Source organism: Mitsuaria sp. RG (genome assembly GCF_028369275.1).
GTDB classification, from domain to species: domain Bacteria; phylum Pseudomonadota; class Gammaproteobacteria; order Pseudomonadales; family Pseudomonadaceae; genus Aquipseudomonas; species Aquipseudomonas peradeniyensis.
This window is the reverse complement of the sequence record NZ_JAQMYQ010000002.1, coordinates 106,463-121,115: the sequence shown is the minus strand read 5'-3', so window position 1 is coordinate 121,115 and position 14,653 is coordinate 106,463. Positions and strand designations below refer to the sequence as shown.

The 14,653-nt window shown below is 64.3% G+C and carries 18 protein-coding genes; 10 read left to right on the top strand and 8 right to left on the bottom strand.

The window, feature by feature from the left end:
• Positions 1 to 16: 16 nt before the first annotated feature.
• On the bottom strand, positions 17 to 1,291 hold the full coding sequence (locus POF53_RS01940) for a uracil-xanthine permease family protein (RefSeq protein ID WP_203647986.1): 1,275 nt from the start codon (positions 1,289 to 1,291) through the stop codon (positions 17 to 19).
• 2 nt (positions 1,292 to 1,293) lie between these two features.
• Positions 1,294 to 1,932 (bottom strand): uracil phosphoribosyltransferase, encoded by a 639-nt coding sequence (upp, locus tag POF53_RS01935; RefSeq protein WP_028691132.1) that lies wholly within the window; start codon positions 1,930 to 1,932, stop codon positions 1,294 to 1,296.
• A gap of 165 nt (positions 1,933 to 2,097) precedes the next feature.
• Here upp and POF53_RS01930 point away from each other — a divergent pair, with 165 nt between their 5' ends.
• From POF53_RS01930 to POF53_RS01915, 4 genes are all read left to right on the top strand, one after another.
• Positions 2,098 to 2,655: a hypoxanthine-guanine phosphoribosyltransferase gene (locus POF53_RS01930; protein WP_050703742.1), complete on the top strand. Its 558-nt coding sequence runs from the start codon at positions 2,098 to 2,100 to the stop codon at positions 2,653 to 2,655.
• 2 nt (positions 2,656 to 2,657) lie between these two features.
• Positions 2,658 to 3,131 (top strand): WbuC family cupin fold metalloprotein, encoded by a 474-nt coding sequence (locus POF53_RS01925; RefSeq protein WP_232854722.1) that lies wholly within the window; start codon positions 2,658 to 2,660, stop codon positions 3,129 to 3,131.
• 98 nt (positions 3,132 to 3,229) lie between these two features.
• On the top strand, positions 3,230 to 3,700 hold the full coding sequence (locus tag POF53_RS01920) for a hypothetical protein (RefSeq protein ID WP_203647984.1): 471 nt from the start codon (positions 3,230 to 3,232) through the stop codon (positions 3,698 to 3,700).
• Positions 3,701 to 3,740: 40 nt separating this feature from the next.
• On the top strand, positions 3,741 to 4,061 hold the full coding sequence (locus tag POF53_RS01915; RefSeq protein ID WP_498966121.1) for a PA4642 family protein: 321 nt from the start codon (positions 3,741 to 3,743) through the stop codon (positions 4,059 to 4,061).
• Between the two features lie 220 nt (positions 4,062 to 4,281).
• Here POF53_RS01915 and mqo read toward each other — a convergent pair whose 3' ends face one another.
• Complete coding sequence (gene mqo / locus POF53_RS01910) at positions 4,282 to 5,787, bottom strand: malate dehydrogenase (quinone) (protein ID WP_203647983.1); 1,506 nt, start codon at positions 5,785 to 5,787, stop codon at positions 4,282 to 4,284.
• Positions 5,788 to 6,392: 605 nt separating this feature from the next.
• The gene (locus tag POF53_RS01905) at positions 6,393 to 6,626 is read right to left on the bottom strand and encodes a hypothetical protein (protein WP_203647982.1); all 234 of its coding nucleotides are present in this window, start codon (positions 6,624 to 6,626) and stop codon (positions 6,393 to 6,395) included.
• Between the two features lie 195 nt (positions 6,627 to 6,821).
• Between POF53_RS01905 and POF53_RS01900 the strand changes: the two genes are divergently transcribed.
• Complete coding sequence (locus POF53_RS01900; RefSeq protein WP_011532230.1) at positions 6,822 to 7,406, top strand: YajG family lipoprotein; 585 nt, start codon at positions 6,822 to 6,824, stop codon at positions 7,404 to 7,406.
• A gap of 133 nt (positions 7,407 to 7,539) precedes the next feature.
• On the opposite strand, the gene POF53_RS01895 is transcribed toward POF53_RS01900, so the two are convergent.
• Positions 7,540 to 7,746 (bottom strand): hypothetical protein, encoded by a 207-nt coding sequence (locus POF53_RS01895; RefSeq protein WP_203647981.1) that lies wholly within the window; start codon positions 7,744 to 7,746, stop codon positions 7,540 to 7,542.
• Positions 7,747 to 7,905: 159 nt separating this feature from the next.
• Between POF53_RS01895 and POF53_RS01890 the strand changes: the two genes are divergently transcribed.
• The gene (locus tag POF53_RS01890) at positions 7,906 to 8,166 is read left to right on the top strand and encodes a hypothetical protein (RefSeq protein WP_186733875.1); all 261 of its coding nucleotides are present in this window, start codon (positions 7,906 to 7,908) and stop codon (positions 8,164 to 8,166) included.
• A 115-nt stretch (positions 8,167 to 8,281) separates the two neighbouring features.
• Here the strand turns inward: POF53_RS01890 and POF53_RS01885 are convergent, their stop codons facing one another.
• Positions 8,282 to 9,448: a 1-acyl-sn-glycerol-3-phosphate acyltransferase gene (locus POF53_RS01885; protein ID WP_232854720.1), complete on the bottom strand. Its 1,167-nt coding sequence runs from the start codon at positions 9,446 to 9,448 to the stop codon at positions 8,282 to 8,284.
• Between the two features lie 125 nt (positions 9,449 to 9,573).
• Here POF53_RS01885 and POF53_RS01880 point away from each other — a divergent pair, with 125 nt between their 5' ends.
• Genes POF53_RS01880 through POF53_RS01870 form a run of 3 tightly spaced genes read left to right on the top strand, consistent with a single transcriptional unit; the run spans position 9,574 to position 10,652 of the window.
• Positions 9,574 to 9,756, top strand: a complete 183-nt coding sequence (locus tag POF53_RS01880; RefSeq protein WP_010225771.1) for a CPXCG motif-containing cysteine-rich protein — start codon at positions 9,574 to 9,576, stop codon at positions 9,754 to 9,756.
• Positions 9,756 to 10,016: a putative signal transducing protein gene (locus POF53_RS01875; RefSeq protein ID WP_203647979.1), complete on the top strand. Its 261-nt coding sequence runs from the start codon at positions 9,756 to 9,758 to the stop codon at positions 10,014 to 10,016. Before POF53_RS01880 ends, POF53_RS01875 begins: the two co-directional genes overlap by 1 nt.
• A gap of 15 nt (positions 10,017 to 10,031) precedes the next feature.
• Positions 10,032 to 10,652, top strand: a complete 621-nt coding sequence (locus POF53_RS01870) for an SOS response-associated peptidase (protein WP_203647978.1) — start codon at positions 10,032 to 10,034, stop codon at positions 10,650 to 10,652.
• 153 nt (positions 10,653 to 10,805) lie between these two features.
• Here the strand turns inward: POF53_RS01870 and POF53_RS01865 are convergent, their stop codons facing one another.
• Positions 10,806 to 12,947, bottom strand: coding sequence for a methyl-accepting chemotaxis protein (locus POF53_RS01865; protein ID WP_203647977.1), 2,142 nt, complete (start codon positions 12,945 to 12,947; stop codon positions 10,806 to 10,808).
• Between the two features lie 152 nt (positions 12,948 to 13,099).
• Between POF53_RS01865 and POF53_RS01860 the strand changes: the two genes are divergently transcribed.
• Positions 13,100 to 13,915, top strand: coding sequence for a M48 family metallopeptidase (locus POF53_RS01860; protein ID WP_110735860.1), 816 nt, complete (start codon positions 13,100 to 13,102; stop codon positions 13,913 to 13,915).
• 73 nt (positions 13,916 to 13,988) lie between these two features.
• On the opposite strand, the gene POF53_RS01855 is transcribed toward POF53_RS01860, so the two are convergent.
• Positions 13,989 to 14,573, bottom strand: coding sequence for a TMEM165/GDT1 family protein (locus tag POF53_RS01855; protein ID WP_203652706.1), 585 nt, complete (start codon positions 14,571 to 14,573; stop codon positions 13,989 to 13,991).
• Positions 14,574 to 14,653 lie beyond the last annotated feature (80 nt).

The following is a 14,653-nucleotide window of genomic DNA, read 5'->3' as shown; positions in this document are numbered from 1 at the left end:
TCAGTCTAGCGCCGGATCAAGGCAACTGATCATCCAGCTTCTTGTTCTTCCAGCCATCGTTGCCCGGCAGGATCAGGTTCAGGGCAATCGCCACCACGGCGCACAGGGCGATGCCCTTCAGGCCCCAGTCGTCCGGGCCGTCGCCGCTGCCGATCAGCACGCCGCCGATACCGAATACCAGGGTCACCGAAACGATCACCAGGTTGCGCGCCTCGGCCAGGTCGATCTTGTGGCGGATCATGGTGTTCATGCCCACCGCCGCGATCGAACCGAACAGCAGGCAGAGAATGCCGCCCATCACCGGAACCGGAATGCTCTGCAGCAGCGCGCCGAACTTGCCGATGAAGGCCAGGGTGATGGCGAATACCGCCGCCCAGGTCATGATCTTCGGGTTGTAGTTCTTGGTCAGCATCACCGCGCCGGTTACTTCGGCGTAGGTGGTGTTGGGCGGGCCGCCGAACAGACCGGCTGCCGTGGTAGCCAGGCCGTCACCCAGCAGCGTGCGGTGCAGGCCGGGCTTTTTCAGGTAGTCGCGGCCGGTCACGCTGCCCACCGCAATCACCCCGCCGATGTGTTCGATCGCCGGGGCCAGGGCCACGGGCACGATGAACAGGATGGCCTGCCAGTTGAAGGCCGGCGCGGTGAAATTGGGCAGTTCCAGCCAAGGGGCCGCAGCGATCTTGGCGGTGTCGACCACGCCGAAGGCAAACGACAAGGCGAAGCCCACCAGCACGCCGGAAATGATCGGCACCAGGCGGAAGATGCCCTTGCCGAACACGGCGACGACCAGCGTGGTCAGCAGTGCCGGCATGGAGATCAGCATGGCGGTCTTGTACGGCATCAGCGCAGCGCCATCACCACCCTTGCCCATGGCCATGTTGGCGGCGATCGGTGCCATGGCCAGGCCGATGGAAATGATCACCGGGCCGATCACCACCGGCGGCAGCATGCGGTCGATGAAACCGGTGCCCTTGATCTTCACCATCAGGCCCATGAAGGTGTACACGAAGCCTGCGGCCATCACGCCGCCCATGGTCTCGGCCAGGCCGAACTGGCCCTTGGCGAGGATGATCGGGGTGATGAAGGCGAAGCTCGAGGCCAGGAATACCGGGACCTGACGGCCCGTGACCAGCTGGAACAGCAGGGTGCCTATGCCGGCGGTGAACAGCGCCACGTTCGGATCGAGGCCGGTTATCAGCGGCATCAGCACCAGCGCGCCAAATGCCACGAAGAGCATCTGCGCGCCCGAGACGACCTGGCGCCAGAGCGGGTCGTTGAAGCCGTCCTGCATGGTCAGGCGTCCTTCTGCTTGGTGCCGAAGATCTTGTCGCCGGCATCACCCAGGCCTGGGACGATGTAACCGTGCTCGTTCAGGCGCTGGTCGATCGAGGCGGTGTAGATCTGCACGTCGGGGTGGGCTTTCTCCACCACGGCAATGCCTTCGGGCGCCGCGACCAGGACCATGGCGCGGATTTCCTTGCAGCCGGCCTTTTTCAGCAGGTCGATGGTGGCGACCATCGAGCCGCCGGTGGCCAGCATCGGGTCGATGATCAGGGCCAGGCGCTGGTTGATGTCCGGCGCGAGTTTCTCGAGGTAGGTGTGGGCCTCGAGGGTTTCCTCGTTGCGGGCCACGCCCACGGCACTCACCTTGGCCCCGGGGACCAGGCTGAGCACGCCGTCGAGCATGCCGATGCCGGCGCGCAGGATCGGCACGACGGTGATCTTCTTGCCGGCGATCTTCTCGACTTGCACCTTGCCGCACCAGCCGTCGATCTCGTAGGTTTCGAGCGGCAGGTCCTGGGTGGCTTCATAGGTCAGCAGTGCACCGACTTCCTGGGCGAGTTCGCGAAAATTCTTGGTGCTGATATCGGCACGGCGCATCAGGCCGAGCTTGTGGCGGATCAGCGGATGGCGGATCTCACGAGTAGGCATAGGGGGAGGGCTCCGGGAGGCGGGCAAAAAAACCGCGCTAGATTAATCTATTCAGTCCTTGATGTCGTGCAGTCATTGTGCACGTTAGTCCATAAAGGCTTGATCTGGGACGAGCGGATGCGTACCTTTGCCCGCTTTTCCAAAACGCACCCCCTGGAGAGCGCCATGTCCGCCGATCTCGAGCATATCCGTCAAGTGATGCACGAGGCTGATTGCCTGTACAACGAAGCCGAGGTCGAGGCCGCCATCGCCGAGGTCGGCAAACAGATCTGCCAGGACCTGCACGACAAGAACCCGGTGGTCTTCTGCGTGATGAACGGTGGCCTGATCTTCTCCGGCAAGCTGCTCACCCACCTGCAGTTCCCGCTGGAAGCCTCGTACCTGCACGCCACCCGCTACCGCAACACCACCAGTGGCGGCGAGCTGTTCTGGAAGGCCAAGCCGGAAGTGTCGTTCATCGACCGCGACGTGCTGATCGTCGACGACATCCTCGACGAGGGCCACACCCTCAGCGCGATCATCGAGTTCTGCAAGCACGCCGGCGCCCGCGCGGTGCACACCGCCGTGCTGATCGACAAGGACCACGACCGCAAGGCCAGCCCGGACCTGAAGGCCACCTACACCGGCCTGCCATGCATCGACCGCTACATCTTCGGCTACGGCATGGACTACAAGGGCTACTGGCGCAACGCCAACGGCATCTTCGCGGTCAAGGGGCTGTGATCATGCGCCAGCCCGGATTCCTCGATCAGTCGTTGTTCGCCGGGCTGGCAGAGCGGGCCACCGCCAGCCCGCGCGGTCGGCAGAACCACAACTTCCACGAGATGGAGGAGCCGTGTCATCGCATGGCCGTGGGGCTGCAGCCGCGGACCTACATCCAGCCACACCGTCATCTGAGCGACGACAAGGCCGAGACGCTGATCGTGCTCAAGGGGCGCCTGGGCCTGCTGATTTTCGACGACCAGGGCACGCTGACTGACAAGCGTGTGCTCGAGGCCGGTGGCGACTGCCTGGGGGTCGACCTGGTGCCGGGGGTCTTCCATGGCCTGGTGGTGCTGGAAGACGACAGCATCATGTTCGAGTGCAAGGCCGGGCCGTACCGTCCGGTGGGCGAGGGTGAGCTGGCCGAGTGGGCGCCACGCGACGGTGAAGCGGGCGTTGCCGAGTATCACGCCTGGATGCGCGCGCAGTTCGATTGAGCCTGCGCCCCTTGTCGTGGGGGTGGTGGTTCGCCGCTGCGACTTGCCCCGCGACAGGGCCTGTGCGTAGAGTGCCTGCTCATGCCTAGGAGCCCCACATGCGTGCGATCGTCCCCCTCCTGCTGGCGGTGAGCCTGCCGCTTTCCGCTGCGCCGCTGCACAGCCAGTTCCTCCCGCCTGACGACCTGTCCCTGCGCCAGGAGGCTCCGGCCAGCCAGCAACTGCTGCAGGTCACCGACTACAGCGTAGTGGTGGGCACCCAGCGCCAGTCCGACCAGCAACCGATTCCGATCACCTCGTCCCTGCAGATGCGCCTGAAGGGCAAGCCGTTGAGCAAGGGCTCGACCATCACGCAGGTGCTGCTCAACTTCGACGGTGAGGGTGGCAAGAGCCTGAAAAAGCCGGCCTATGACGACAAGAGCCGGACCCTGACCCTCAACTACCCGATGGCCGACTACCGGGTGATCATGGACTTGCTGCGCAACGAAACCCTGTACGTGCAGTTCCTTACCTACGCCAATGGCCACATCTGGGCCGACCTGCACACCGGTACCGTACGTACGCGTTGAGGGCCGCAGGTTTCGGGGGGTAAACTGCCGGCCTTCGAAAATGTCCGTGATGGCCCAGTTGGAGTCGGCGATGCGTAAAGACAAGAAACAAGTGATTGGTGACGAGATCAGCGACGAGTACATCAAGACGTTCCTGCAGTTCGAGCCGGCCGATGGCCTGACCTCGCCGTCTCATCACAAGCTGATCAAGGGCTACCGCGGCCTGCGCGTCGATGATTTCGAGCGTTATGTGGGCTTCTTCGTCGCCGCCGGTTACGACCTCGATGGCAAGGATGAGCACGGCAAGACCTTCGTCGAGGCGATCGCCGACCAGCGCAATGCGCCGGAGTACATCGAGATCATCGATAACGCCCGGGGCTGATTTCGCGCGTTCGGCTTCCCCTGTAGGAGCGGCCTTGCCGAGGCGTCGGACCGGCCGGAAAGGGCTGCGAAGCAGCCCCAGATTTATGCCATACCTCAATATCGCCGGGGCCGCTTTGCGGCCCTTTCGCGGCCCAAGGCCGCTCCTACAGAGGAGAGGTGGGGGCAGTGAGGCAGGCACAAAAAAACGCCCCGAGGGGCGTTTTTTCGTTTCAGCCGGATCAGGCGTAGTGCTTGGCCGGGCTGCTTTCCGCCAGTTCCAGTGCCTCGTCGTTGTCGGCGCTGATCTTGTGGTACAGCGCGGCATCGGTGGCCAGGACCTTTTCGCGGGCCGGGAAGATCTCCTTGAGCTTGGCGGCCCAGGCGCCCTTGGCCTGCTCGGGGAAGCAGCGCTCGATCAGCTCGAGCATGATCGACACGGTCACCGAGGCGCCCGGCGAGGCGCCGAGCAGCGCGGCCAGGCTGCCGTCCTGGGCCGAGACCAGCTCGGTGCCGAACTGCAGGATGCCGCCTTTCTTCGGATCCTTCTTGATGATCTGCACGCGCTGACCGGCCACTTCCAGGCGCCAGTCCTCGGCTTTCGCCTCGGGGTAGAAGCGGCGCAGCGATTCCAGACGCTGTTCCATCGACTGCATCACTTCGCTGACCAGGTACTTGGTCAGGTCCATGTTGTCGCGGGCCACGGCAAACATCGGGCCGAGGTTGCCCGCGCGCACCGACAGCGGCAGGTCCAGGAGCGAGCCGTGCTTGAGGAACTTGGTGGTGAAGCCGGCGTAAGGGCCGAACAGCAGCGACGTCTTGCCATCGACCACGCGGGTGTCCAGGTGCGGTACCGACATCGGTGGGGCGCCGACCGCGGCCTGGCTGTAGACCTTGGCCTGGTGCTGCTTGACGATTTCCGGGTTGTCGCAGCGCAGCCACTGGCCGCTGACCGGGAAGCCGCCGAAGCCCTTGCTCTCCGGGATGCCGGACATCTGCAGCAACGGCAGGGCCGCGCCGCCGGCGCCGAGGAAGACGAAGCGGGCGTCGACCTCACGGCTGCCGCCGCTGTTGACGTCCTTGATGCTCACGGTCCAGCCGCTGCCTTTGCGACGCAGGCCGACGACCTTCTTGCTGTACTTGACCTGGGCGTCCGGGCTGTTGCCCAGTTGCTTGAGCAGCTTGTTGGTCAGGGCGCCGAAGTTGACGTCGGTGCCCTTCATCACGCGGGTGGCGGCGATGCGCTGGTCGGCCGGACGGCCTGGCATCATCAGCGGCATCCACTCCTTCATCACCGCCTGGTCTTCGGTGTATTCCATCTCGGCGAAGGCGTGGTGCTGCTTGAGCAGCTCGAAACGCTTCTTGAGGAAGGCAATACCCTTGTCACCCTCGACGTAGCTCAGGTGCGGTACCGGGTTGATGAAGGCGCGCGGCGAGCCAAAGCCGCTCTTGCGGCTCAGGTAGGCCCAGAACTGGCGCGAGACCTCGAACTGGGTGTTGATGTGCACGGCCTTCTTGATGTCGATGCTGCCATCGGCGGCCTGCGGGGTGTAATTGAGCTCGCACAGGCCGGCATGGCCGGTACCGGCGTTGTTCCAGGGGTTGGAGCTCTCCGCGGCCCCGGAGTCCATCGCCTCGACGACTTCAAGCTTCAGGGTCGGGTCGAGCTCCTTGAGCAGTACGGCCAGGGTGGCACTCATGATGCCCGCGCCTACCAGTACCACATCAACCGATTCGTTCTGCGCCATTAACGCGTCTCCACAATCTACAGCACCTAATTGACAGCATAGGATCCGTGGGGTGGCCAGGATCGCCATGTCCGACTCTTCGCAGTTCTTGCAACTTCCGCGGATACCGCCAATCAGTCTTGGGTGTTCGGCTATTGAACGCCCATTGCCACGGGTGCGGCAATTCGACTTATGGTCAAGTGCTCCGTCGTGCGTTATGGACCGGCCTCAGAGGCTCATCGGGGATGAGCGCTTTTGCCGTCTGTTCAGGGCTGTTCGGGACACATCTGCCGCTCTTGCACATGCCAGACTGTTCATTTGCTCGCCACACTCTCGTGAAGTTGTGAAAAACCGTTTTTTCACGCTCTTTTGGAGTCGTGAACCTCAAAAGTGGACTGCGCGATGGCAACCCGCAGGTTCATGCGAAGCAGAAGGCCGGAAACAGCAGGCACGACAGCCAATGCAAGACCTGAGTGGAAGGCTCTCTGTGGGCGAAGCGTCGAGGGTGCCGGGGTCAAGCGGCGAATGCGGGGCCCGATCAGGAGACGTCCTTATAATCGGGGGGAGATTATAACGATGTCGCGGGCGGAAAGGGCGTACTTGTTGGGTTTTTATTGCAGCGTTTGTCAGGCGGACAGGGTGCGTTGCTGCCAACGCTGCGTTGCACGGGCGCAAATCCGGGCGCTGGCCGGCAGCGGGCGGCCGAGCCAGGCCAGTTGCGCCTCGTTCACCTGCACCCAGGCGCCGTTGCCCGGTGGCGTGGCGCAGTGCTTGAAACCGAGGCAGATGCCGTCGCTGTCGAGACGGGCGTAGGTGGCGTGGCGCGGGCGGTGCAAGAGCAGGGTCCAGAGCGAGGCCATGGTGGTCAGTCCTGTGTGTGAGGGCTGGCGCCAGAGTAACCGGGGGGCATGAAACGATTGTGACAGAAGGGCAGTTGCAAGCTTCCAGCGGCAAGCTGCAAGGAAAAGCGTAGGTGCTTTTGCTTGCAGCTTGCCGCTGGAAGCTTGCCGCTAGGTATACTGTGGGCCTTTGCCGCTTTTTCTGGAGAAACGCGCATGTTGCAACGTCTGTTGGTCGGTTTGTTCGCGGTGGCCAGCCTGAGCCTGGCCGGTTGTGCCCACAGCCCGCAGCAACTCAGCCCGCAACCCAAGCTTACCCAGCAACTGGCCCCGGTCGGCCATGGCCAGCCGGTGGTGGTCAAGGTCGTCGACGGGCGCGCCTCGCAATCGCTCGGCACCCGTGGTGGCATGTACCCCGAGACCAGCACCATCACCGTCAATGGCAACGATGTCGTGCCCAAGCTGCAGGCCCAGGCCGAGGCGGCGGTGCGCCTGCTTGGTTTTACCCCGACGCCAAACGCCTACAACGCGCCGCAGCTGACCGTGACCCTGGCCGAGCTCAAGTACCAGTCGCCCAAGGACAAGATGTACGTGACCGAGGCGACCATCGGCGCCACCTTCCGTGCCGACGTGTCCAACGCCAACCGCCGCTACAGCGGCCGTTACGGTGCTTCGCTGGACCAGCGCTTCGGCATGGCGCCGAACCAGGAAACCAACACCAAGCTGGTGAGTGATGTGCTCAGCGATGCCCTGACCCGTCTGTTCAAGGACCCGACCGTCGGTCAGGTTCTGGGCGAGTAAGGTTTTTGCAGTGAAGAAAACCCGCAGCCTGTGATCAGGCTGCGGGTTTTTTGTTGTCTGTACTGGCCTGTCGCGGGGCAAGCCCGCTCCCACGCGTGCTGTGGGGCTTCAGTGGGAGAGCAGGCAGCGCGGTTCAGGCAGCCAGCACATTGAAGTCCAGCAGGCTGATCCCGGTGTACGGGTCGACCTCAGGCAGGTCCTGGTGGGCATGCCCACCCAGCGCGCAGTAAACCAGCCACTGGCGGTCCTGGACATTGATCGCGAAGCCATCGATCAGCGCCTGCTGCTCGTCGCTCTGGGCGACAAGGTAGAGGCGGTCCTGGTTTTCGGCGTGCAGCATGACAAGCTCCGGTTCGGTTGAAGGCCGACAGGGTGGCCTGCCTTGATGACGAGCGTGTGACAGATGAAATTAAATGACAGCTGGTCGCAAAGTGGCGGCAGTGAACCTGGGCTTGGGTAGAATGCCGGGCTTTGCCGCACGTGATACCGAGGTCGCGCAATGTCGTTGCAAGTGTTCTGGGGCTTCCTGGCCGCCCATCCGGCCAAGCTGATCAACCTGCTGGCCCTGCTCATTACCTGCCCTGGCGGGCTGCTGCTGCACAGCGCCCGGCGTCGCGAGGCGCTGAGCCGGGAAAGCCTGGCGGTGGATGAAGGCGTGGTGGATGCGCTGGAGCAGCGGATACCGCGCTATTACTACATCCTGGGCTTCTGCTGCCTGGCGATGGCCTTGCTTTTATCCTGGTTCAGTACCTGGATCTGAAGGCGATACCTGCTCTGTGTAGGAGCGGGCTTGCCCCGCGAAGGCGTCATATCAGATCACATCATTGCTTGATCTGACGCCTTCGCGGGACAAGCCCGCTCCTACAGTTGTGTTGTCAGGCCGACGCGGGCTGACGCTTCACCTGATACTGATTACGCACCGGCGTCGCATACTGCTGCACCAGGTACGGCTGATGCTCGACCGGGCAGGCGTCCAGCCGGCGCTGCCATTCTTCCTTCGCCTTGGCCAACTCGTCGGCCGGGAACAGTTTCTCCGCGCTCGGCACCTCGAGCGTCGCGTCCTTCTCCGCCCACATCGCATAGGCCAGGTAGTGCACCGGGAATAGCCGGTAGCCGCCGAGGATCTGCCGGTCGATGGCCTGCGCCAGTTGTTTGGTGTCCTCGTGGTAATCGGTCACCGGTGGGGCGAAGTTGATGTGCACCCGCCCTTTGTAGCCGGTGATGCCCTGGGCGATGCTGTTGTCGTCCTCGCCCGGCGCCTTGGTGTAGCTGCCGGTGGTGGCGCGGATGTACAGCTCGCGGGCCTTGGCCTGGTCGCAGGGGTCGTACTCGTAGCTGATCGACACCGGGGTCAGGTTCAGGCTCTGGACCACCGCGCCGAACGGCTCGTCCTTGCGGCTCATGTGGAACATCTTGAGGATCGCCGAATCGGTACGGTCGTCACCGTCCTTGGCGCGGCCTTCGGCCTGGGCGATCCAGATCGACACGCAATCGTTGCGGATCGAGTGGTTGATGTAGGCCGAGAGCAACTGGTAGGCGGCCAGCTTCTCGCGGCGGCCGCTGATCGAGCGGTGCACGATGAAGCTCTTGTTCAGGCGCATCATGTCGCTGACGAACGGTTTTTGCAGCAGGTTGTCGCCGATGGCGATGCGCGGCGTCGGCAGGCCGGCGTGGTACACCGCGTAGTTGACGAAGGCCGGGTCCATCACGATATCGCGGTGGTTGGCCAGGAACAGGTAGGCGGTCCCCGACTTGAGCTGTTCGACGCCGGTATAGGTGACGCCGTCGGTGGCGCGGTCGATGGTGCGGTCGACGTAGTACTCGACCTTGTCCTGCAGCGTGGAGACGCAGCTCACGCCGGCGAATTCCTTGCGCAGGCGCCGGGCGATCAGCGGTTTGAGCAGCCAGCCGAAGGCGCCGGCCGCGCGCGGGAAGCGGAAGTGGGTGAGGATATCGAGGAATGCCGGGTCGCTGAGCAGGCGTGCCAGAACGGCAGGGACCTCAGCGTCGTCGTACGGTCGGATGGCATCGAATTCGCCCATCATGCTCTCTTGTTGGAAACGGCTAGGGTAATTAGGTAGGGGCGGGCTCCGAAAAACGGCTCGGACGCACACAGGCCCTGTAAACAGACCGGCAATTATACGCACAAGTCACTTCGGAGGCCGCGATGCTGGAAACTGCGATCTATGATTGCCCTTATTGTGGCGAAGAAGTCGAAACCACGGTGGACCTGTCCGGCGGCGACCAGGAGTACATCGAGGATTGCCAGGTGTGCTGCAAGCCGATCCGCTTCGTGCTGCAGGTGCATGGCGAGGAGTGGATGCTCGATGTCTACGGCGAGAACGACTGATGCAACGGATCTATGAGCCGGAAAGCCTGCTGGAGGCGCAGGTGCTGGTGGGCATGCTGGCCAGCGAGGGCATCGAGGTGCACCTGGTCGGGCGCGACCTGATGGGCGCCGCAGGGGAGTTACCGATGCACGGACTGCTGGGGCTGGCGGTGCCGGATGAGCAGGCAGGCTACGCACGGCAGTTGATCGATGCGTACAATGCCGCCCAGCCGCTTGCCGGCGACGAACCGGAGAGTTATCCCGGAACCCTGATCTGCTAGGTTTTGATTTCGCCCATGTGTGGACGCTACGCCCTGTTTCGCTGGTCCCAGAGCTTCGCCGGCCTGCCGGGCTTCCCCGCGGGCCAGCAGGCCCTATGGAACATCTCGCCCGGTGCCACGGTGCTGATCCAACGCCAGCTCGACGGCCAGCTGCAGCTGGCCGGTGCGCGCTGGGGGCTGACCCCGGCCTGGCTCACCGACCTGTCCCGCACCCCGGCCCAGGCCCGTGCCGAGACCCTCGCCGAGCAGCCGATGTTTCGCGAACCCTTGCGCCAGCGGCGCTGCCTGATGCCGGCCAACGGTTTCTACGAATGGCGAGGCACGGCGCGCAAGCGCCCGTACTGGGTGACGCCGGGGGAGGGCGCGTCGCTGTTCTTCGCCGCGCTGTGGGAGGTCTACCCGGTGCAGGAGCAGGCATGGCTGAGTTGCGCGGTAGTGACGCAAGCGGCGATGAACCAGCGTCGGCCGCTGATCCTGGACGAGGCCGAGCAGGCGCTGTGGCTGGATCCTGAAACACCGATGGCCAGATTGCACGAGTTGTTGGCCAAACCGCCGACGGCACTGCGTGAGCGGGCGTTGGCGAATTTCGTCAACGATCCGAAGCTCAATGGGCCGGAGTGCCTGACTCCCGCCTAGGTGGCGTGCGCTAACTCCCTGTAGGAGCGGCCTTGTGCCGCGAAAGGGCTGCAAAGCAGCCCCGGCGATCTTTGCGTCAACGCTGAAGCCCTGGGGCCGCTTCGCGGCCCTTTCGCGGCACAAGGCCGCTCCTACAAGGGCGCGCGTGCAGGCCTACACCCTGAACTGATTGATCAACCGCCGCTGCTGCTCGGCCAGCTTGGTCAGCTCGGCGCTGGCCTGGCTCGACTCGTCGGCGCCGCCGGCCACCTCGCCGGCTACCTGGCCGATGTTGATCACGTTGCGGTTGATGTCCTCGGCCACGGCGCTCTGCTCCTCGGCGGCGCTGGCGATCTGCGTGTTCATGTCGTTGATCACCGACACCGCCTGGGTGATGCTCGCCAGCGACTCGGCCGCGCGGCTGGCCTGCTGCACGCTGATGTCGGTCTTGCCCTGGCTGTCTTCCATCACCTTGACCACCTCGCGGGTGCCCAGCTGCAGTTGCTGGATCATCTGCTGGATTTCCTGGGTGGCCTGCTGGGTCTTCTGCGCCAGGTTGCGCACCTCGTCGGCGACCACCGCGAAACCGCGGCCCTGTTCGCCGGCCCGGGCCGCCTCGATGGCGGCGTTGAGCGCCAGCAGGTTGGTCTGTTCGGCAATGGCGCGGATGGTCACCAGGATGGCGTTGATGTTCTCGCTGTCGCGGGCCAGGTCCTGGACCACGGTCACGGCGCGACCGATCTCGGCGGCCAGCTCGCTGATCGAGTGCGACGTATCGCGGACGATGTCCAGGCCCTGGTTGGCGGCGCGGTCGGCTTCACTGGCGGCCTGGGCCGCTTGCGTGGCGTTGCGCGCCACATCCTGGGCGGTGGCGGTCATTTCGTGCACGGCGGTGGCCACCTGGTCGATCTCGGCCATCTGCTTGTGCACGCCCTGGTTGGTGCGGATGGCGATGTCGGCGGTGTGTTCCGAGGAGTCGCTGACTTTCTGCACCGAGCTGACCACCTGGCTGATCATCGCCTGCAACTTGGCCAGGAAGGTGTTGAAGCCCTTGGCGATGGCGCCCAGTTCGTCGGCCCGGTCGCTCTGCAGGCGCCGGGTCAGGTCGCCTTCGCCCTGGGCGATGTCGTCGAGCATGCTCACCATCTGCTTGAGCGGGCGGGCGATGCCCAGGGCCAGCAACCAGATCACCAGCAGGCCGAGAGCGGCGATGCCCAGGCCGACCACGGTCATGCCGGCGATATCGGTGCGGCGCTGTTCGGCCAGGTCCTGCTGCAGGCGGTTGACGTCGGCCATGACCGTGCTCAGCGGCAGCTCCAGCAGCAGGGTCCAGCGTGCGTCGGTGCCGGCGATCTTGAACGGCAGGTACAGCTCGATGCGGTCCTTGGCGGCGTCCACTTCATAGTGCAGCGCCTCGCCGCTCAGGTTCTTGAGGGTGTTGGCTTCGTCGCTGTCCAGCACGTCGCCGGCCTTTTCGCCGAACTTGGCCGGATCGCGGGTGTAGGCCACCAGGCGGCCGTTGCTGGAGACCAGCGCCAGTTCGCCGGCGCCGTCGTAGAGCTGGCGGTCGGCGGCATTGAGCAAGTCCTGGATGAAGTTCACCGACAGGTCGGCGCCGGCCATGCCCTGGAACTGGCCGTCGATCATGATCGGTTCGACGAACGAGGCGAGCATGACCATCTTGTCGCCCACCTTATAAGGCGCGGGATCGATCACGCAGGCCTTCTTCGACTCCTTGGGGCACAGGTAGTACTCGCTGGCGCGCACGCCGGTGGCGAGCACCGTGCGGTCGTCGACATCGGCCAGCTTGTCCTGGCCGAGGCTGCCGTCGCCATTGCGGAACCACCAGGGCAGGAAGCGCCCGCTGGCGCTGTCGATGCCCACCAGGTGGCTGCCGACGTAACGGCCATCGGCATGGTCGAGGGCGTTCGGCTCCCAGCCCAGGTAAGCGCCCAGCACGCTCGGGTTGACCTCCACGGTGCGCTTGAGCTGGTTGATCAGGTGTTCACGATCAATGCGCATCAGCGGCTGGCCATCGGCGCCCTGCATGCCGAGCATGGCGTTGCCGGTGGCCAGGCCGCGGGCGATCGCCAGGGGCGCTTCCAGGCCGCGCTGGATCTCGCTGACCTGGGTGCGGGCCAGGGCCGAGAGACGCTGTTCGATGACGGTCTCGAACTGCTGTTGCGTGCGCTGTTGCACCAGTGTTTGGGTCCGCTGCCCGGAATACACGGCGTACAGCACCAGGGCCGCGACAATGCTCAGCACGATGGCACCGGCCAGGGCGGCCACGGAAAACTGGATCGACTTGAACTTCATGGCAAAGCTCCGCGCGCAAGGAGGTCGTTACCGAGGGTTATCGGCGGGCTAATACCAAAGCATGAGGGGCTTGTCAGAAATCTTACCTGTGGCTCTGGCAGGCACGGGCGTCAGGGCCTAGGATACGCGGCACGTAAATAGGGAGTGTTTTCATGCGTAAGTCATTCGTTGTCAGCATGCTGACGGCCAGCGTCCTGCTCGGCGGCTGCCAGGCGGTCAATACCACCAGTGGCGGTGCCGTGGGCGTCCAGCGCCAGCAGTACATGTTCAGCATGCTCTCGACCGATGAGGTCAACCAGATGTACGCCCAGTCCTACCAGCAGACCCTCGGCGAGGCGTCGAGCAAGGGCGTGCTGGACAAGAGCAGCAATGATGCCAAGCGCGTACAGGCCATCGCCAAGCGCCTGATTGCCCAGGCACCACAGTTCCGGCCGGATGCCGCGCAGTGGAATTGGGAAGTCAACGTGATCAAGAGCGACGAGCTCAACGCCAACTGCGGTCCGGGCGGCAAGATCATCGTCTACACCGGCCTGATCGATCAGCTCAAGCTGACCGACGCCGAGATCGCCGCGGTGGTGGGCCACGAGATCGCCCACGCCCTGCGCGAGCACAGCCGTGAAGCGATGTCCAAGGCCTATGGCGTGGAAATGGCCCGCCAGGGTGCCGGCGCGATCTTCGGCCTGGGCCAGGACAGCATGGCCATGGCCGACACCGTGGTGAACTACGCCATGACCCTGCCCAACAGCCGGGCCAACGAGAACGAAGCCGACCTGATCGGCCTCGAGCTGTCGGCCCGCGCCGGCTACGACCCGAACGCCGCGATCACCTTGTGGAACAAGATGAGCAAGGCGTCCGAAGGCGCGCCGCCTGAGTTCATGAGCACCCACCCGGCGTCGAGCAGCCGGATCGCCTCGCTGCAGGCAGCGATTCCGAAGGTGATGCCGTTGTATCAAGCGGCCAAGAAGTAAAAGCAGCTTCAAGCGGCAAGTAAGGACGCATCTGCTCTTTCTTGCCGCTTGTAGCTTGCCACTTGTCGCTGCTTCACCCTATCCAGCCGCTGGTCTTCATCGCCGAATACACCGCGACGATGGCCAGCACGATGAACGCGGTCGCCGCCAGGCGACGGATCAGCGTCAGCGGCAGTTTCTCCGCCGCGAAGTTGCCCGCCAGGACCACCGGCACGTTGGCGATCAGCATGCCCAAGGTGGTGCCGATGATGACCATGATCAGGTGCGGATACTGGGCGGCCAGCATCACCGTGGCCACCTGGGTCTTGTCGCCGATCTCGGCGAGGAAGAACGCGATCAGCGTGGTGACGAACGGCCCGAAGCGGCGCGCGTTGCTGGTTTCGTCATCGTCCATCTTGTCCGGTACCAGGGTCCACAGCGCGGTGGCGGTGAAGCTCGCGGCAAGAATCCAGTGCAGCACCGACTCGCTGAAGAAACCGCTGACCCAGGCGCCCACGGCACCTGCGGCGGCATGGTTGGCCAGGGTCGCGGCGATGATCCCGGCAATGATCGGCCAAGGCTTGCGAAAGCGTGCGGCGAGGATGAGCGCAAGCAATTGCGTCTTGTCGCCGATTTCGGCGAGGGCAACGATGGCGGTGGGGACGAGCAACGATTCCAGCATCAGGATTCCTACGGGGGCGGGTCGACACGGCTATGACACGTACAGCCTTCCCGCCCCGGGTAAGGTGTGCGTGTCAT